General features: G+C 68.1%; 16 protein-coding genes. 6 read left to right on the forward strand and 10 right to left on the reverse strand.

The annotated features are described in order from the left end of the window. Positions 1-2: 2 nt before the first annotated feature. Complete coding sequence (locus H7K34_RS01935) at positions 3-914, reverse strand: TIGR01777 family oxidoreductase (protein ID WP_264060443.1); 912 nt, start codon at positions 912-914, stop codon at positions 3-5. A 16-nt stretch (positions 915-930) separates the two neighbouring features. Beyond that, positions 931-2,736, reverse strand: coding sequence for a 2-oxoglutarate dehydrogenase, E2 component, dihydrolipoamide succinyltransferase (sucB, locus tag H7K34_RS01940; protein WP_264059307.1), 1,806 nt, complete (start codon positions 2,734-2,736; stop codon positions 931-933). 192 nt (positions 2,737-2,928) lie between these two features. Here sucB and H7K34_RS01945 point away from each other — a divergent pair, with 192 nt between their 5' ends. After that, on the forward strand, positions 2,929-4,704 hold the full coding sequence (locus H7K34_RS01945; protein WP_264059310.1) for an SDR family oxidoreductase: 1,776 nt from the start codon (positions 2,929-2,931) through the stop codon (positions 4,702-4,704). 6 nt (positions 4,705-4,710) lie between these two features. Here H7K34_RS01945 and H7K34_RS01950 read toward each other — a convergent pair whose 3' ends face one another. Further along, the gene (locus H7K34_RS01950) at positions 4,711-6,270 is read right to left on the reverse strand and encodes a leucyl aminopeptidase (protein WP_264059313.1); all 1,560 of its coding nucleotides are present in this window, start codon (positions 6,268-6,270) and stop codon (positions 4,711-4,713) included. Positions 6,271-6,301: 31 nt separating this feature from the next. Further along, the gene (locus H7K34_RS01955) at positions 6,302-7,405 is read right to left on the reverse strand and encodes an adenylate/guanylate cyclase domain-containing protein (protein WP_264059316.1); all 1,104 of its coding nucleotides are present in this window, start codon (positions 7,403-7,405) and stop codon (positions 6,302-6,304) included. Between the two features lie 44 nt (positions 7,406-7,449). Here H7K34_RS01955 and gcvT point away from each other — a divergent pair, with 44 nt between their 5' ends. Continuing rightward, positions 7,450-8,553, forward strand: a complete 1,104-nt coding sequence (gcvT, locus tag H7K34_RS01960; protein ID WP_264059318.1) for a glycine cleavage system aminomethyltransferase GcvT — start codon at positions 7,450-7,452, stop codon at positions 8,551-8,553. Between the two features lie 55 nt (positions 8,554-8,608). Then, positions 8,609-9,715 (forward strand): branched-chain amino acid aminotransferase, encoded by a 1,107-nt coding sequence (locus H7K34_RS01965; protein ID WP_264059324.1) that lies wholly within the window; start codon positions 8,609-8,611, stop codon positions 9,713-9,715. Here H7K34_RS01965 and H7K34_RS01970 read toward each other — a convergent pair. From H7K34_RS01970 to H7K34_RS01985, 4 genes are read right to left on the reverse strand one after another with little or no spacing between them, the layout of a single operon-like run. Beyond that, a complete protein-coding gene (locus H7K34_RS01970) occupies positions 9,712-10,470 on the reverse strand; it encodes an adenosylcobinamide-GDP ribazoletransferase (RefSeq protein WP_264059331.1) in 759 nt (252 codons plus the stop codon). The two genes, H7K34_RS01965 and H7K34_RS01970, sit on opposite strands and share 4 nt — an antisense overlap. Next, on the reverse strand, positions 10,467-11,528 hold the full coding sequence (gene cobT / locus H7K34_RS01975) for a nicotinate-nucleotide--dimethylbenzimidazole phosphoribosyltransferase (RefSeq protein WP_276059175.1): 1,062 nt from the start codon (positions 11,526-11,528) through the stop codon (positions 10,467-10,469). The genes H7K34_RS01970 and cobT overlap by 4 nt, the downstream gene beginning before the upstream one ends. Continuing rightward, a complete protein-coding gene (gene cobU / locus H7K34_RS01980; protein WP_108921409.1) occupies positions 11,528-12,064 on the reverse strand; it encodes a bifunctional adenosylcobinamide kinase/adenosylcobinamide-phosphate guanylyltransferase in 537 nt (178 codons plus the stop codon). The genes cobT and cobU overlap by 1 nt, the downstream gene beginning before the upstream one ends. Before the next feature lie 27 nt (positions 12,065-12,091). Beyond that, entirely contained in the window at positions 12,092-12,727 is a 636-nt protein-coding gene (locus tag H7K34_RS01985; RefSeq protein WP_372510681.1) for a DUF3043 domain-containing protein, read from the reverse strand. 242 nt (positions 12,728-12,969) lie between these two features. Between H7K34_RS01985 and H7K34_RS01990 the strand changes: the two genes are divergently transcribed. Further along, positions 12,970-14,046 (forward strand): glycerate kinase family protein, encoded by a 1,077-nt coding sequence (locus H7K34_RS01990; protein WP_264060447.1) that lies wholly within the window; start codon positions 12,970-12,972, stop codon positions 14,044-14,046. Positions 14,047-14,116: 70 nt separating this feature from the next. After that, positions 14,117-14,473, forward strand: coding sequence for a HesB/IscA family protein (locus H7K34_RS01995; RefSeq protein WP_108921406.1), 357 nt, complete (start codon positions 14,117-14,119; stop codon positions 14,471-14,473). 23 nt (positions 14,474-14,496) lie between these two features. Here H7K34_RS01995 and H7K34_RS02000 read toward each other — a convergent pair whose 3' ends face one another. After that, positions 14,497-15,162, reverse strand: coding sequence for an Rv0361 family membrane protein (locus H7K34_RS02000; protein ID WP_264059337.1), 666 nt, complete (start codon positions 15,160-15,162; stop codon positions 14,497-14,499). A 194-nt stretch (positions 15,163-15,356) separates the two neighbouring features. Here H7K34_RS02000 and H7K34_RS02005 point away from each other — a divergent pair, with 194 nt between their 5' ends. Next, a complete protein-coding gene (locus H7K34_RS02005) occupies positions 15,357-16,331 on the forward strand; it encodes a carbohydrate kinase family protein (RefSeq protein WP_264059339.1) in 975 nt (324 codons plus the stop codon). A 41-nt stretch (positions 16,332-16,372) separates the two neighbouring features. On the opposite strand, the gene asnB is transcribed toward H7K34_RS02005, so the two are convergent. Next, complete coding sequence (asnB, locus tag H7K34_RS02010) at positions 16,373-18,373, reverse strand: asparagine synthase (glutamine-hydrolyzing) (protein WP_264059341.1); 2,001 nt, start codon at positions 18,371-18,373, stop codon at positions 16,373-16,375. Positions 18,374-18,465: the final 92 nt, after the last annotated feature.

Raw genomic sequence — 18,465 nt, forward strand, 5'->3', positions numbered from 1 at the left:
GTCTAGTCCTGATCTCGCCGGGCGGTGGCGTAGCCGAGCGCCTCGCCAATTGTGTTGTGGTGGAACTGAAAACCGGCGCGCTCCAGCGCGGACGGGATGGCCCGCTGACCGGTCAGCAGCCCCTCGTCGGCGAATTCGCCGAACGCGGCTCGCACCGCGAAGGCAGGCAGCATCATCGGGGTCGGACGGTTGATCGCGCTGCCCAAGGCCGTGGTGAACTCGGCGTTGGTGACGGGCGCGGGTCCGGTCATATTCACCGGGCCGGACAGCGTCGGGTGCGCGATCGCGAACAGCAAGGCCCGCACCTCGTCTTCCAGGCTGATCCACGACATGTACTGACGGCCACTGCCCAGCCGGGCACCGAGGCCCACCGAGAACAACGGTCGCATCCGGCGCAACGCGCCGCCGGCCGCGGCCATCACCAGGCCGGTGCGGGCCAGCACCACCCGGGTACCGCCGAATTGGGCCGGCAGCGTCGCGGCCTCCCAGTCCTCGCAGAGTCGGGCTAGGAAACCCGTTCCGGCCCCATCATTTTCGTCGACCACGCGGTCTCTGGTGTTCCCGTAGAAACCGACCGCGCTGGCGTTGATCAGCGTTTGGACGCCGGCGTCGGCGACCGCGCTGGCCAGCACCTCCGTCGGAGCGATGCGGCTGTCGCGCAGGCTCTGCTTGAAGGCTCCCGACCACCGGCGCTCACCGACGTTGACGCCGCACAGGTTGACGACGGTGTCGACCTCGGTGAGTGCCTCGGCATCGAAATCGCCGCTTTCTGGATTCCAGTGCAGTTCATCGGAGTTCGACGGTGTCCGACGCACGATGCGCAGCACCCGATGGTCGGCGGCGCGCAGGGCGGCAGCCACGGCGGAGCCGATCAGGCCCGACGAGCCCGCGATCGCGATGACGGGCTTGGCCAATTTGCTCAAGCCCCTTCTAAAGCCCTAAGTCGGCCTCGAACGCTCCCTCTTCAAGCCGGTGCTTGACCGTGGTGAGGAATCGTCCGGCGTCGGCCCCGTCGATCAGCCGATGGTCGTAGGTCAGCGGTAGGTAGCAAATCGAGCGCACCCCGATCGATTCGTTGCCGCTGTCGTCAACCACCACGCGCGGCCGCTTGACGATCGCGCCGGTGCCCAGCATGGCGGCCTGCGGCGGAACCAGGATCGGGGTGTCGAACAAGGCGCCCTGGCTGCCGATGTTGGTGATGGTGAAGGTGCCACCGGACAACTCGTCGGGCTTCAGGTTGCCCGACCGGGCGCGCTCGGCGATGTCGGCGATCGCGCGGGCCAGCCCGGCCAGCGACAGGTCGCCGGCATTGTGGATCACGGGGGAGAGCAGGCCCTGATCGGTGTCGACGGCGAAGCCGAGGTGCTCGGCGTCGTAGTAGGTGATCTCTTTCGAGTCCTCGTTGTAGCTGGCGTTGACGTTGGGGTGCGTCTTCAGCGCGTCGATCACCGCCTTGGCGATGAACGGCAGGTAGGTCAGATTCACACCCTCGCGCTCGGCGAACGCCGTCTTGGCTCGGGCCCGCAGCCCCACGATCTTGGTCATGTCGACCTCGTGGGTCTGAGTGAGCTGCGCGGTGGCCTGCAAGGATTCGCGCGTCTTCTTCGCGGTGATCTGGCGGATGCGGTTGGCCTTCTGCGTGGTGCCGCGCAGGTGGGCCAGGGCGGGAGCCGGCGTCGGTGCCGCCGCGGCCTTGGCAGCCGGCGCGGCGGTACCCGGTGCGGCGGCAGCGGGCGCCTTCGCGGCTTCCTGCTTGCGCTGCGCGGCGGCGAGCACGTCCTGCTTGCGGATGCGGCCACCGACACCAGTGCCCTTCAACTGGGAAAGGTCGATGTTGTTTTCGGTGGCGAGCTTGCGCACCAGCGGGGTCACGTACGGAGCGCCGTCACCCTGGGCTGCCGCCGGCGGTGCCGGTTCGGCTTTCGGCGCCGGTGCCGCAGCAGCCGGTGCGGGTTCGGCCTTGGGTTGCGGCTCGGGTGCGGGAGCGGGTTTGGCGGCGGGCGGCGGCGAAGCCTCGACCCTGGGCTGAGGTGCCGGTTCGGGCGTGGGCTCCGGTTTCGGCGCGGGCGGCGGCGGTGCGGACGGAGCGGCGGAACCGGAGCCGATCCGGGCCAGTTCGCCGCCGACCGCCACGATGTCGTCCTCGTCGGCGGTGATGCTGAGAAGCACGCCGGCCACCGGTGACGGAATCTCGGTGTCGACCTTGTCGGTGGACACCTCCACCAGCGCTTCGTCGACCTGAACCGAATCGCCGACCTTCTTGAGCCAGCGAGTCACGGTGCCCTCGGTGACCGACTCGCCGAGTTCGGGCATCAGCACCGGCGTCGCACTACCCGCGCCGGAACTCGCCGGTGCGGCCTGCGCCGCGGGCTCGGGCTGACGCTCGGGCTCCGGTCGGGCCGGTGCGGCGGGAGCGGGCTCGGGCTCCGGCGGCGGTGCGGATTCGGCCGCCGGCTGGCTGGGCGTCTGGGCGGGCGCCGCGGGGGCGCCGTCCGCGGCGGAGTCGCCGATGACGGCCAGCTCACCGCCGACCTCGACGGTGTCGTCCTCCTGGGCGACGATCTTTGTCAACACACCGGCCGCAGGCGACGGGATTTCGGTATCGACCTTGTCGGTCGACACCTCGACGAGCGGTTCGTCGAGTTCGACCGTGTCACCTTCCTGCTTGAGCCAGCGGGTGACCGTCCCCTCGGTGACGCTCTCACCGAGTGCCGGCATCTGGACAGAGAAGGCCATCTCTTTTGACTCCTCGATTGCTCGTGGGCCGGCGCAGGTCGACATCTGACTTACCACACCGCGGTGTACTGGAAGTTGACGTCAAAACTATCCTGTCATTGCCTCTGCGTCGGCACACAGCCAGGGCTGACCCGGCTCGCCATAGTGTGGCCGCTGGTAGTCAGAGCGAAACCGCGGGGAGGCGGAGGTTCAATGCCGACAACACAGGCACCCCAGAAGTTCGTCGACAGTGCGGACGGTGTCCGGATCGCGGTCTACGAAGAAGGCAACCCCGACGGCCCCACGGTCGTGCTGGTACACGGGTGGCCGGACTCGCACGTGTTGTGGGACGGCGTCGTGCCGCAGCTGGCGCAGCGGTTCCGGATCCTGCGCTACGACAACCGCGGCGTCGGGCTGTCCGGGGCGCCCAAGACGGTCTCGGCGTACACGATGGCGCACTTCGCCGACGACTTCGCGGCGGTGACAAGCGAACTGAGCTCCGGCCGGCCGGTGCACGTGCTGGCCCACGACTGGGGTTCGGTGGGCATCTGGGAGTACCTGAAACGGCCTGGTGCCGGCGACCGGGTTGCCTCGTTCACGTCGGTGTCCGGGCCGAGCCAGCAGCAACTGGTCGAATACATCTTCAGTGGTCTGCGTCAACCGTGGCGCCCGCGCAGGTTTGCCCGCTCGATCAGTCAGGCGCTGCGGCTGACCTACATGGTCTTCTTCTCGATCCCGGTGCTGGCTCCGCTGCTGATTCGGGCCGCATTCTCGGCGCGCGCGGTGCGGCGCAGCGTCGTCGATAACATTCCCGATGAGCAGATCCATCACTCCGCGAGCATCGCCGCGGATGCGGCCAGCTCGGTTAAAACCTATCCCGCCAACTACTTTCGTTCGTTCTCCGAGCGGGGCCAGGCTATCCACGTCGTCGATGTGCCGGTGCAGCTGATCGTCAACACCCGCGACAAATACGTCCGGCCGTACGGCTACGACGAGACCGCACGGTGGGTGCCGCGGCTGTGGCGGCGCGACATCAGGGCCGGTCATTTTTCGCCGATGTCGCACCCGCAGGTGATGGCGGCCGCGGTGCACGAGTTCGCCGACCTGGCCGACGGCAAAGCGCCCAGCCGGGCGCTGCTGCGCGCGCAGATAGGCCGTCCCCGCGGGGCGTTCGGCGACACCCTGGTGTCGGTCACCGGCGCCGGCAGCGGAATCGGGCGCGAGACCGCCTCCGCCTTCGCTCGGGAGGGCGCCGAGCTGGTCGTCAGCGATATCGACGAAGCCGCGGTCAAGGAGACTGCTGCCGCGATCACCGCGCGGGGCGGCGTCGCGCACGCTTACGTCCTCGACGTGTCGGACACCGCCGCAGTCGAAGCGTTCGCGGAACGGGTCAGCACCGAACATGGCGTGCCCGACATCGTGGTCAACAACGCGGGCATCGGGCAGGCGGGCCAGTTCTTCGACACCCCGGCCGAACAGTTCGACCGGGTGCTCGACGTCAATCTCGGCGGCGTCGTCAACGGCAGCCGGGCGTTCGGGCGGCGCCTGGTCGAGCGGGGCACCGGCGGGCACATCGTCAACGTGTCGTCGATGGCTGCCTACGCCCCGCTGCAGTCGCTGAACGCCTACTGCACGTCCAAGGCGGCGACCTACATGTTCTCCGACTGCCTGCGCGCCGAACTCGACGCCGCCAACGTGGGGCTGACCACGATCTGCCCCGGCGTCATCGATACGAACATCATCAACGCCACCCGGTTCGACGCGCCCTCCGGCAAACAGGACGGGCAGGTCGACGGTCGGCGAGGTCAGCTGGGCAAGATGTTCGCACTGCGTCGGTACGGGCCCGAAAAGGTCGCCGACGCAATCTTGTCGGCGGTCCAGAAAAACAAGCCGATTCGCCCGGTGGCGCCGGAAGCCTATGCGCTCTATGGTGTTTCGCGGCTGCTGCCGCAGGCACTGCGCAGCACAGCGCGGTTCCGGGTGATCTAGGCAGGCTCAGCCGTTCTCGGCGATGTCTTCGAGCACCGCGAACATTGTCCGGGTCGGCACACCGGTGGACCCCTTCGGCGAGTACCCCCACGGGCCGCTGGTGTTGTAGGCCGGGCCGGCCACGTCGATGTGCGCCCAGTCCACCCCGTCGGCGACGAACTCGCGCAGGAACACCCCGGCCACCAGCATGCCGGCGAAGCGCTGCCCGCTGATGTTGGACAGGTCGGCCACCGTCGACTTCAGGTCGTCCTTGAGCTCGTCGGGCAGCGGCATCGGCCAGCCGTTCTCGCCGACCCGCTGCGAGATCGCGGCGACCCGGTCGCGGAACTCGTCGCTGCCCATCACCCCGGGGATGCGGGCGCCCAGCGCCACCGTCTGGGCGCCGGTCAGCGTCGACGTCTCGATCAGATAGTCGGGGTTGTCCTCGCACGCCCGCGCGATGGCGTCGGCCAGGATGAGTCGGCCCTCGGCGTCGGTGTTCTGCACTTCGACGGTGATTCCGCCGTACTGCGTCAGCACGTCGCCCGGCCGCTGTGCAGTCCCCGACGGCATGTTCTCGGCCATCGGCACCGTGGCGATCACGTCGATCGGCAGCCCGAGTTGCGCGGCCAGCGTGACGGTGGCGACCACCGCGGCGGCACCGCCCATGTCCGAGGTCATGTTGTGCATCGAGGCAGCCGGTTTGATCGAGATGCCGCCGGTGTCGAACGTGACGCCCTTGCCGACCAACGCAACCTTGCGGGCCTGCTTGGGCTTCTTGGCCAGCTTCGAACCGTGATGGATCAACCGCACCAGCCGCGGTGGCCGCGACGAGCCCTGCCCGACGCCGACGATCCCGCCGTAGCCACCTTTTTGCAGTGCCTTATCGTCGAGCACTTCCACTTCGAGGCCAACGGATTCGCCCAAAGCCCTTGCCCGCTTGGCGAATTCGGCCGGGAAGAGGTGACTGGGTGGGGTGTTGACGAAGTCGCGCGCGGTGGCGACGGCGGTGGCGACGGCCGCACCGTGCGCGCTCTGCTTCTTGGCTTCCTTAGCCCCGACTTTTTCCGAGGCCAGCACGGTGATCTTGCTCAGCCCTTTGTCTTTGGGCGCGGTCTTGCCGCTGCGGAAAGCGGTGAACCGGTAGCTGCCCAGGATCAGTCCCTCGACCGCGGCGGCGGCGACATCTTCGCCGGGCAGCTCGCCCAGGGTGGTGATCACGGTTTCGGCTCCGCTCAGCGAGCGTGCGGCCACCCCGGCGGCACGCCGGATGGTGTCGGCGGGCCATTCGGATCGCGACTTGCCGAGGCCGATCGTGAGCACGCTGGCGACCGGAAGTGACGGCACCACCAGGCGGTGCGCCTGCTCGCTGCCGCCGGTCGCGTCCAGCGCCCGCAGGCCGGCTTCTATCTCGGCGACCGCCTCGGCGGACAGGAAGGGCTCTGCGGCCAGCAGCGTCGCGCCCGGCCGGTCTTCGTCACCGGTCGAGACGACCGGCACGAGTAACACCGACGATCCCGCAGCACGTTTCGGCAGCGACGCGGCGACAGTGACGGAAGGAGCCTGGTATCCCGGTTCGGTACTCACGCGTAGTCACCCTAGTCACCGGGAGTGGTCCTTAGCTCGGCAGCGTCCGGGCGTGTAGGTCGAACGCGGTCACCTGGTCCTCAAACCCTTTGAGGGTCAACGGGCCATAGGCGACGGCGGGCCAGTCGGGCAGCTCGTCACGCAGTGCGGGTGTGGCCAGGATCTGTTCCGGCGTCGCCGCCGCCACGAGTCGGGCGGCCAGGTTGACCGGGTTGCCGAAGTAGTCGCCGTTGATGGCCACCACCGTGCCGTAGGCGAGGCCGGCGCGCACCTGGAGTCCTTCCTCGCGCGCCTTGGGGTGCTCGACGAGATCAACCGCCGCCCGCACCAGTTGCCGGGGCGACGAGCTCACCCACATCACCTCGTCGCCGATGAACTTGATCACCCGGCCGCCGTCGGCATGCACCACGTCGGAGACGGTGCCGGCAAATTCGTTGAGCAAATGCGACAACTGCGCCGGCGTCAGTGCCTGAGTCAACGCGGTGAAGCCGGAAAGATCCGCAAAACCGACACCGCACACCACGGAGGCCGAGGTGTCGCGAAGGACACCCTCGAAGTGGGTGCGAGCACTGGTCAGATGGTGGCGGTGCACGATGTCGATCAGCGCCCCGATCCGGGGGACGAACTCGGCGACCGAGCGATATGCTTGCGCAGTGGCGAGTTCGTCACGGGTGTGGGTCATCTGGATGTCCGGCGTTCCGGCACGGATCATCGTCGACTCGGCTTCAGCCAGCCTGGCCATCGCGGCGCCCAGCACCCGCAACAGTCCCAATGCGCCGTCCTGGCCGACCACCACCTTGATCGCGAGCCAGGTGGCCAGGGCGTCGACGTCGGCCTGGCTCAGCGCCGGAACTTCGGGACCGGCGACGGTGAGGCCGAGTAAAGCCCAGGCGCGTGCGACCTCGTCGGCTGTGATCCCGAGCTCCTCGGCCGCGGTCTGCAATGTGTAGATCGGCCGGCCCGACCACGACAGAACGTCCCCGGCCAGTCCGAACAGCCGGCCGCGGAGTTCGGCTTCGGCCATCTCCTCGACGGTGAACCCGAGGTCGTCCAGATACTTGATCAGGTCGGCCCGTTCGTGCGGATCCGCGATTCCGGCGGCCGCAAGCGCTTCGAAGTCGGGCGAATCGGACACCTACAGAAGTCTGCCAGGTGCAGAGCCGATTAGGGTTGGTCGTCGTGAGCGCAGCGACGGAGCCACTCAAGGGACCGCTGGAAGATCGTCATCGCGAGTTGGGTGCCAATTTCGCCGAGTTCGGCGGCTGGCTGATGCCGGTGTCGTATGCCGGCACCGTCAGCGAGCACAACGCGACGCGCAATGCGGTGGGTCTGTTCGACGTCAGTCACCTCGGTAAGGCGCTGATCCGCGGGCCGGGCGCCGCGCAGTTCGTCAACTCCGCGCTGACCAACGACCTGGGCCGGATCGCGCCGGGCAAGGCGCAATACACGTTGTGCTGCACCGAATCCGGTGGCGTTATCGACGACCTGATCGCCTACTACGTCGACGACGACGAGATTTTTCTGGTGCCCAATGCCGCTAACACCACCGCAGTGGTCGAGGCGCTGGCGGCCGCCGCCCCCGCCGGCCTGACGATCACCAACGAGCATCGCTCCTACGCGGTGCTTGCGGTGCAGGGGCCGCGATCGACCGACGTGCTCGGCGAGCTGGGCCTGCCGACCGACATGGATTACATGGCCTACGCCGACGCCTCCTTCTCGGGAGTTCCGGTGCGGGTCTGCCGCACCGGGTATACCGGCGAGCACGGCTACGAACTGCTGCCGCCCTGGGACACCGCGGGCGTGGTGTTCGACGCGCTGGTGACGGCGGTGTCGAACGCGGGCGGCGAACCGGCCGGCCTGGGTGCCCGCGACACCCTGCGCACCGAGATGGGTTACCCGCTGCACGGCCACGAGTTGTCGCTCGACATCTCGCCGCTGCAGGCCCGCTGCGGCTGGGCAATCGGCTGGAAGAAGGACGCGTTCTTCGGTCGCGATGCGCTGCTGTCCGAGAAGTCGGCGGGGCCGCGACGGCTGCTGCGGGGCTTGCGGATGCAGGGCCGCGGTGTCTTGCGGCCCGGGCTGACGGTGCTCGCCGGGAACAAGCCGGTCGGGATCACCACGTCCGGGACGTTTTCGCCGACCGTGCAGGCCGGCATCGCACTCGCGTTGATCGATACCGACGCGGGCGTGGAAGACGGTCAGCAAATCACCGTCGACGTGCGTGGCCGTGCCGCGGAATGCGAAGTAGTGCGTCCGCCGTTCGTCGAGCTGAAAACCCGCTAGCCGCCTTGTGTTCACGCGGCAAAAAGCCGTTGGCACGCGCATATACAATCTCCGCATGACGAGCGGCCTTCTCGAGTTCACCGTTCAACGCGCGTCTAATCCCGCTAGTGGCGTAGAACGTGACTCCATCCTGGCCGACCCCGGCTTTGGCAAATTCTTCACCGACCACATGGTTTCGGTCGATTACGACGAGGGCCAGGGTTGGCACGACGCACGGGTCATTCCATATGGCCCGATTCAGCTGGACCCGTCGGCGATCGTGCTGCACTACGCGCAAGAAGTGTTCGAGGGGCTCAAGGCATACCGCTGGGCCGACGGCTCGGTGGTGTCATTTCGCCCGGACGCCAACGCCGCCCGGATGCGCTCGTCGGCCCGGCGGATCGCGATCCCCGAGCTGCCCGACGAGCTCTTCCTCGAATCCCTGCGTCAGCTCATCGCTGTCGACAACGCATGGGTGCCGCGGGCGGGCGGCGAAGAGGCGCTGTATCTGCGGCCGTTCATCTTCGCGACGGAGCCGGGATTGGGGGTACGGCCGGCCAAGCACTACCGGTACCTGCTGATCGGTTCACCGGCGGGCGCATACTTCAAAAACGGCATTAACCCCGTCGACGTCTATGTGTCAACGGATTACGTGCGAGCCTGCCCCGGCGGTACCGGCGCGGCCAAGTTCGGCGGCAACTACGCCGCGTCGCTGGTGGCTCAGGCCGAAGCCGCGGAAAACGGTTGCGACCAAGTGGTTTGGCTGGATGCCGTCGAGCGCCGTTTCGTCGAAGAGATGGGTGGCATGAACCTGTTCTTCGTGCTCGGCAGCGGCGGCACCTCGCGGCTGGTCACCCCGGAGCTGTCCGGCTCACTGCTGCCGGGCATCACGCGGGATTCGTTGCTGCAGTTGGCGCTCGATGCCGGATTCACCATAGAAGAGCGCAAGATCGATATCCACGAGTGGCAGAAGAAGGCCGCCTCGGGGGAGATCACCGAGGTATTCGCCTGTGGCACTGCCGCCGTCATCACACCGGTCGCGCGGGTGAAGTACGCCGACAGCGAGTTCACCATCGCCGACGGTCAGCCGGGTGAAGTGACGATGGCGCTGCGCGACACGCTGACCGGTATTCAGCGTGGCACCTTCGCCGACACGCACGGCTGGATGTCCCGGCTGGGCTAGAAGCGGACCAGCGCTGCAAGCGTCACGGCGCTGACGGTTGTGGTGAGTTCGATTGCGGCGCCCAGCACGTCGCCGCTGATCCCGCCGAAGCGGCGCACGCAGTGCGCCACCAACACCGAGCCGCAGCACAGCGCCAGCACCACCGCGGCCGGGCCCTGCCACGGTCGCGGACCCGCCAGCAGCGAAACCCCAAGCAGCACGGCGATCCAGCCCGCCACCACGCCGATGGGTTGGCTGCCGGCGACCTGGACACCCAGGGCGCTGCCGTCGGCCGCCGGCACCGAGCGGCGGCAGGCCAGCACGGCGGCCACCCGTCCGGTGACGACCGCCACGATGATCGCGACGACCCCGTGCCGCCAGGTCACGCCGAGCGCCGAAAATGCCAACCCCTGCAACAGGATCATCAGCACGACGGCCGCGACACCGAAAGGTCCGGTCGACCCGTCGCGCATCACCGCCAGTGCACGCGGTGGCGGCCCGTAGCAACCCAGCCCGTCGGCCGTGTCTGCGACGCCGTCGATGTGCAGTCCCCGGGTCGCGAGCAAAAGCGCTGCCAGCGCAAGAAATCCCGGCACCGGGCTGGACACCCCGAATGCCAGCGAGCCGCCCCAGGCGACGCCCGCGGCCAGTGCTCCCAGGGTTGCGCCGACTACCGGCAGCGCGGTCATCGTGCCGCGGCCCATCGGCACGTTACCGGAAGCCGGCACCGGCAACACCGTTCCGAATGCGAAAGCCGTTGCCAGCGAACGGATCACGGGGACGGTGCAACGTCGTCGAGCCGATCGGAGACACCGGCCTCGGTGAACGTCGCCATTGACGACAATGTGGCCACCGCGGCGCGCAGCACCGGCAGCGCCAGCGTCGCGCCACTGCCCTCGCCCAGCCGCATGCGCAGGTCCAGAATCGGATCCAGGTCCAGAGCGGTCAGGGCCAGCGTATGGGCCGGTTCGGTTGAGCGATGGCCCGCTTGCCACCACTGCCGCGCACCGGGCGCGAGGCTTTCGGCGACCAGAGCGGCGGCCGTCACCACGACGCCGTCGAGCAGCAGCGGGGTGCGCCGCACCGCGGCTTGTGCGCAAAAGCCGGCCATCGCGGCCAGATCCGCCCCGCCGCAGCAGCGCAGCAATGCCACCGGGTCGGGCAGCACCGGCCGCGTCCGGAACAGGGCGTCGCGGACCGCGGCTGTCTTGCGCGCCCAACCCGCGTCGTCGATTCCGGATCCGAAACTGACCACCGCGACCGGCTCGGCGTTCGTCAGCGCAGCCACCAAAACCGCTGCTGCCGTGGTATTTCCGATGCCTATGTCGCCTGCGATAAGCAGGTCGGCGCCGGCGTCGACCTCTTCGTCGGCGATCCGCTGGCCCGCCGCGATCGCGCTGGCGGTCTCTTCGTCGGTCAGCGCGTCCTGCACGGCGATATCGCCGCTGGAGCGCCGCACCTTGTGGGCGCCGATCTGCTCGGATAGCGGCTCGGCGTCCACCGCCAAATCGGCGATCCGTACCGTCGCGTCGGCGATCCCGGCCAGGGTGTTGATCGCCGCCCCGCCGCCGTCGATGTTGGCGACCATCTGGGCCGTCACCTCAGGCGGGTACGCCGACACCCCGGAGTGGGCCACGCCGTGGTCACCGGCGAACACCACCACCCGGGCCCGTTCGAACTGCCGTGGCGGGCAGTGCCCCTGGCAGGACGCGATCCAGACGGCCAGATCCTCGAGACGGCCCAGTGCGCCGCGCGGCTTGGTCAGGGTGTCCTGGCGTGCGCGGGCGGCCGCGGCGGCGGCAGGATCAGGCGGCGAGACCGGCGTGAATTCCATCACGTCCCTGGCGATTTGATCGATACCGGCTGACCGGCCACCACCAGCACCACCCGCTCGCACAGTGCCGCGACGCGCTGGTTGAGCGAACCAAGCTCGTCGGCAAAGCGGCGGCCGGACGCGGTGGCGGGCACCACGGTCAACCCGACCTCGGGGCTGACCAGCACCAGCGTGGCTTCAAACGCGCCGACCGCGCCGATCATCGCTTCGACCGGAGTGGCTATCGATCCGTCCTCCCAGGCCTGGTGGCGATCCAGCGTGCCGGTTAGCCAGGCGCCGAGGTCATCGACGAGGGTCGGGGTATCCGGTGATTGCCGCAATTCGGTTGTGAGGTCCTGGGTTTCGACCGTCGACCAGTGCGTGGGCCGGCGGTCGCGATGTTTCGCGATGCGCTGTGACCAGTCCGTATCGGCCTGGTAGCTGCGCCCGGAGGCCAGGTAGCGGACCGGCTGGCCGGGTAGCAGTGACGTGGCGATCGCTTCCTCGGCCCATCGGGATTTGCCCGATCTAATCCCGCCGAGCACCAGGGTGCGCACTGGGGTCAGACGGCTTTCCGGCGACGGTCAGTCGACACTGGCGCCGCGATCGACTTGAGGCTTCGGCGCCCGCATCCGGCGGATCTGGGAAGCCCGTCCGGCAGCGTAAAGGCCCAGCTTCCACCGACTTTCGGTGTTGCTCGGGAACTTCGCGTCGACCAGCCTGCTGATTTTGCGGCCCAGGATCACGCCGTCGACGCCCATGATCGCGGTGATCACCAGCATCGCGGGAGAGATGTAGAGCTGCAGCTGCGGAACCGCGAACATGACGAACATCAGAGCCAGCGTCGAGGGCATGAACATGCCGAGCATGTTGCGCCGGGAATCCACCACGTCGCGCACGTAACGGCGTATCGGCCCCTGGTCGCGGGGTAGCAGGTATGCGTCTTCGCCGGCCATCATGCGTTCCCGGCGGTCGGTCATCCGGGCTCGGCTGGCGGTGCGTTCGGCCTTGCGCTCTTCGCGGCTGAGTTTCGGGCCGGCCAGAGTCTTGCGGCGTGCCCGCGCCTCGGCGGCGGTCTTGGGTGCTGGCGCGACGGGTCCCTTCTTCGCATTTCGTCGGGCGGCTTCGCGCTTGGGTGTGGGACGGCCCTTGGGGTCGGTCCTGCGCGTCGCGCGAGTCTCTGCATCCGGGGCGGCATCGGCGGCAGCCGGTGTCACCAGATCCCCGTCCAGGAACTCCGCTTGGGTTTTCTTACGGCCCAACAACTTCACATGGGCCAGGTTACTTCGCGACCGGCCCGTTTCCCGAATGGGCCCGTCAGGCATCGCGATAGCTCTGCGGCCGCGCGATACTTGGACCTACCCTTAACGGTGATGAACGGCTACGGGTGATGGACGACGGCTCGATGGCTTCGGACGAAGGTGCCGTTGGCGTTTCTCCGGGTCGTCTGCAGTTGCCGGCCATGCGCGTCCTGGTGGCCCCGGATTGCTACGGCGACAGCCTCTCGGCAGTAGAAGCTGCCGCCGCAATCGCCACCGGATGGGTCCGGTCACGCCCTGGCGACCAATTCCTGGTGGCGCCGCAGTCCGACGGCGGCCCCGGTTTCCTCGACGTGCTGATCAATCGGCTGGGGGAGAAGCGGTCCATCGAGGTGGCCGGGCCATTGGACGAGACCGTGGAAGCCGAGTGGGTGTGGGACCCGGAGTCCGGGACCGCCTACCTGGAATGTGCGCAGGCGTGTGGCCTGGGGCGGCTTGGCCGTCCGCCCGACCCGGAGACCGCGCTGGCGGCGCACAGCCGGGGAGTCGGACAGCTGATCGTCGAGGCGCTGCGATCCGGGCCGAAGCGAATCGTGGTCGGGCTGGGCGGCAGCGCGTGCACCGACGGCGGGCAAGGCATGATCGCCGAGCTCGGCGGCCTGGAAGTGGCGCGCCGGCAACTGGCCGCTGTGCAGCTGATCGCCGCTTCGGACACGGAATATCCGCTGGTGGGGCCCTGGGGTGCGGCCAGGGTGTTCGGGCCGCAGAAGGGCGCGGACACCGTCACGGTCGCCGCGCTGGAAGTCCGGCTTGAGGCGTGGGCGCTGCAACTGGAGGCGGCAGCCGGACGAGACGTGAGCTCCGAGCCCGGGGCCGGCGCCGCGGGCGGTATTGGCGCGGGATTGCTGGCGCTTGGGGGCCGCTGCGAGTCCGGCGCGGCGATCATCGCCGAGCACACCCACTTGGAGGACGCCCTCGAGATTGCCGAGCTGATCATCACCGGGGAAGGCAAATTCGACGAGCAGTCTCTGCACGGAAAAGTCGTCGGCTCGCTCGCAGCTGCGGCCAGCCCGCTGGGGATTCCGATAATCGTGCTGGCCGGGCAGGTTGGTCTGGAGAAAACCTCGGTGCGCACGGCGGGCATCATGTCGGCGCTGTCGATGGCCGACTATGCCGGCTCGGTCGGATTGGCGCTGGCCGACGCGGCAAACCAGCTGATGGGATTAGCGTCACAGGTGGCGGCGCGACTCGGGAATAGCGGTCCTGCGAGGTACCGTTGAGGCATTGGGTTCTACCCGAGTAGTTCGGGTGCCCGGGCACCTACCCAACAACAGGCATGTAGGAGAAGTAATGACGGTGCAAAACGAGCCGACCGCCACGACTCATGGCGTAATCCTGACCGAGGCCGCCGCTACCAAGGCGAAGTCCCTGCTGGACCAAGAGGGCCGCGACGACCTGGCACTGCGTATCGCGGTTCAGCCGGGCGGATGCGCCGGCCTGCGCTACAACCTGTTCTTCGACGACCGCGCGCTGGACGGTGACCTGACCGTCGACTTTGCCGGTGTGACGCTGACGGTGGACCGGATGAGTGCGCCCTACGTCGAAGGCGCGTCGATCGACTTCGTGGACACCATCGAGAAGCAGGGCTTCACCATCGACAACCCCAACGCCACTGGTTCTTGCGCTTGCGGGGATTCCTTCAACTGAGCCTCAGCGGCTAGTGCCGGGGGCTAGTACGAGCCCCCGGCACGCAGCACGTACGAGCACACCAATACATCGCCGCGCTGGAATAGCAGCTGCGCCACGCCCTGGACTTGCCCGCGCATCGCTCCGCCGGTGGCCGGCGACACCTGCATCGTGAACAGCGCCTGAGCCTGGTACTGCGACAGGTACACGATTTTGTCGATCGAGGTCAGCTCGACCTGCGAGAACTGCTTACGGAAGGCGTCGCTGCTCAACTTGGCCAGCGCAAGGTCGGACCGCTTGTCGCGCACGCCGTCGTAAAGGCCGCAGAGCGCGTTGCGGGAGACCTCGTCGGTGTTGCGGTTCTCGAGTGCGTTCAGGTAGCCCTGAATCGCCGTTCTCGCCGATGCTTCGGAGAACGCGGCCCCGGTATTGGCTCCATTGGTGCGAACGCCATAGACAATCGCCGCTGTCATCGCGGCCACTAATCCGATGGCCAACAGAACCCCGATGATCGTCCGCCGCGGTGATCGCCGCCTCGGATAACCCGGCGGCGTCGGCCCGGGGTATGCGCCTGGCGGCCGTTCGTTGGCTGACCTGGGCGCGAAGGCTGCATCGCCGGGCGGAGGGTCGTGCGGGAAGTCCACCGGTTCGGTATAGGGCACGGGTCCGTCGCCGCCGACAGTGTGGTTCGGCATGTGCGGACCGCCCATAGTGGTTCTCCTACGATGGTAGACGCCGACCACGAGCGGGTACCGCCCGCGTCTTCGGTCCCGGCGACTTGAGTGAGTTCCCTAGGCAGGCTAGCGCACAACCTTTCGGCGGCTGCGGACGCTGGCGGTGTCGGCTGCACGGCCGAAACGCGTGGGTAGGCTGGACGGGCTTACCGATGAAGGGTGGAGATTTCGTGACGATCGCGGTGACTGGTTCGATTGCGACCGATAACTTGATGCGTTTTCCTGGCCGGTTTTCCGAGCATCTGCTCGCCGAGCACTTGCAGAAGGTTTCGCTCAGCTTCCTGGTTGACGACCTGGTGATTCATCGCGGCGGCGTCGCGGGCAACATCGCGTTCGCGATCGGCGTGCTGGGCGGCGACGTCGCGCTGGTAGGCGCGGCCGGCGACGACTTCGGTGAATACCGCGAATGGCTCGAGCGCCACGGCGTCAACTGCGAGAACGTGCTGATCTCCAAGACCGCGCACACGGCCCGTTTCACCTGCACGACCGACGAGGACATGGCCCAGATCGCGTCGTTCTACCCTGGCGCCATGTCGGAAGCCCGCAACATCAAGCTCGCCGACGTCGTGTCGTCGGTGGGTAAGCCGGATCTGGTCATCATCGGGGCCAACGACCCCGACGCCATGGTGGTGCACACCGAGGAGTGCCGAAAGCTCGGCTTGGACTTTGCCGCCGACCCGTCCCAGCAGCTGCCCCGCCTGTCCGGGGAAGAGATCGACAAGCTGGTCGACGGCGCCGCCTACTTGTTCACCAACGACTACGAGTGGGAGCTGCTGCTCAACAAGACCGGCTGGTCAGAGTCCGACGTGCTGCAAAAGGTCGGCCTGCGGGTGACCACGCTCGGCGCCAAGGGCGTCGACATCGTCGATCGCGACGGCACCACCACGCACGTCGGCGTGGTGCCGGAGAACAGCCTCACCGACCCGACCGGCGTCGGCGACGCGTTCCGCGCCGGTTTCCTCACCGGCCGCAGCGCCGGGCTGAGCCTGGAGCGTGCGGCGCAGCTGGGCTCCCTGGTGGCCGTGCTGGTGCTGGAGTCGACCGGCACGCAGGAGTGGAATTGGGACAGCGCCATCGCCAAGACGCGGCTGGCCGATGCCTACGGTGACGAGGCCGCCGCCGAGATCGCCGCGGTGCTCGCCTAACAGGCGCACGGCCGTTCACATCCGGGCCGCGGAATGCTTCGCTACAGCTGCACCGGATACACCGGCTCGCTGATCTGCGGCTCCACGCTGTGCTCGACGAAGATCGCGTGCCAGAGCATGAAGATCAGCACCGTCCACAGCCGGCGGCTGTGATCGCTGGTGCCGCTGCGGTGTTCGTCGAGCATCCGGCGTACCGCGGCGAGGTCGACCAGATGACCGGCTTGCGAGGCGTCCACCGTCGCATACGCCCACTCCAGCAGCTCGCCGGCGCGTAACCAATGCCGAATCGGCACCGGGAACCCGAGTTTGGGCCGGTGCAGCACATGCGCGGGGACGATGGTTTCCAGTGCGCGCCGCAGCGCGTACTTGGTGGTGGTGCGGGTGATCTTCGCCTCGACGGGTAACCGGGACGCGACGGCAAACACCTCCGGGTCCAGAAATGGCACCCGAAGCTCCAGCGAGTTGGCCATCGTCATCTTGTCGGCTTTGACCAGAATGTCGCCGCGCAGCCAGGTGAACAGGTCGACATGCTGCATGCGGGCAACCGGGTCCCAGCCCGCGGATCCGGCGTACACCGGAGCCGTCACATCGGTATGCGTCCATTCCTCGCGGAATCCGGGCAGTACGTCGCGCAGCTGGGAATCTGAGAAGCTGCGGGCATTGCCGTAGTAACGCTGCTCGAGCGTCAGCGAACCGCGATGCAGCAGGCTCTTACCGCGTATGCCGTCGGGCAGTGGTCTGCTCATCTGGCCCACCGAACGCCGCAGCGGCCGCGGTAAGTAGTCAAAGGGCCTCAGCGACAACGGTTCTCGATAGATCGTGTATCCGCCGAACAGCTCGTCGGCGCCCTCCCCGGACAGCACCACCTTGACGTGCTTGCGGGCCTCGCGCGCGACGAAGAACAGCGGGACCAGCGCCGGGTCGGCAACCGGCTCGTCGAGATACCAGACGATCTCGGGCAGGGCGGCGACGAACTCGCCCGCGCTGACCACCTTCGCGATGTGGCGGGCACCGATGGCTTCGGCCGAGGCCACCGCGACGTCGATCTCGGAGAATCCTTCACGCTCAAAACCGGTGGTGAAGGTGATCAGCCGCGGGTTGTGCCGGATGGCCAGCGCCGCGATCGCGGTGGAGTCGATGCCGCCGGACAGGAACGACCCGACGGTGACGTCGGCGCGCATGTGTTTGGCCACCGAGTCCTCGAGCACCGCGGTGATCTCGTCGTAGCGAGCCTGCTCGGTGTCGCGGCTGATCGGCACCGCGGCGAACCTCGGCACGAAATAGCGGGTGATCTGCGGCGCCAGCCCGGGCCGGATCCGCGCGTAGCAGCCCGATTCCAGCCGGCGCACCCCACGGTGCAGCGTCTCGGGTTCCGGCACGTACTGCAGGACGGTGTAGTGCTGCACGGCGCGCTCGTCGATCGCGGTGTCAAACCCCACCAGATCGACCAGGTCCAGCAGGCATTTCTTCTCGCTGGCCACCGCCGTGCCGCCGGTACCGGTCGCTATGAACAGCGGCTTGATACCGAAAGGGTCGCGGGCGCAGAACAATTCGCGGGTAAGGGTGTCCCACAGTGCGAAGGCGAACATGCCGCGCAGCCTGGTCAACACCGCGGTGCCCCAGTGGTGGTAGCCGGCGACGATGGCCTCGCCGTCGCCATCGGTGGCGAAGGCGACGCCGTGCTGGGCGGTCAGTTCGGCGCGCAGCTCCAGGTAGTTATAGATCTCGCCGTTGAACACTAGGACGTAGCGATCCGGCGCCTCGGGCGGCCCCCAGCGCAGCGGCTGATGCGAGTGCTCGATGTCGATGATGGACAGCCGGTTGAAACCGAACACGACCGACCCGTCGGCGCCCGGATCCGTCCAGGTGCCCGGCTCGTCGGGCCCGCGGTGGCGCATCTGATGCGAAGCGCGGGTGATTGCGGTGTCGGCTCGGGCGGCATGCGCCGCGGCAGCGGCGTGGTCGTCCCCGTTTACGCCGGGGCCGGCCGCCTGGTCGTCCAGGCCGGCCGGGTCCGCGACAAAGGCCAGCAGTCCACACACGGCGCCTCAGTATGCCGCACTTCGCCAATGCTTGGGCGCGCCGCACCGCGCCGGTCGGGGTTTGGTCGCCGGGCTGAGCGGCGTGGTCTACG

This window comes from Mycobacterium montefiorense (assembly GCF_025823255.1).
GTDB classification, from domain to species: Bacteria; Actinomycetota; Actinomycetes; order Mycobacteriales; family Mycobacteriaceae; genus Mycobacterium; species Mycobacterium montefiorense.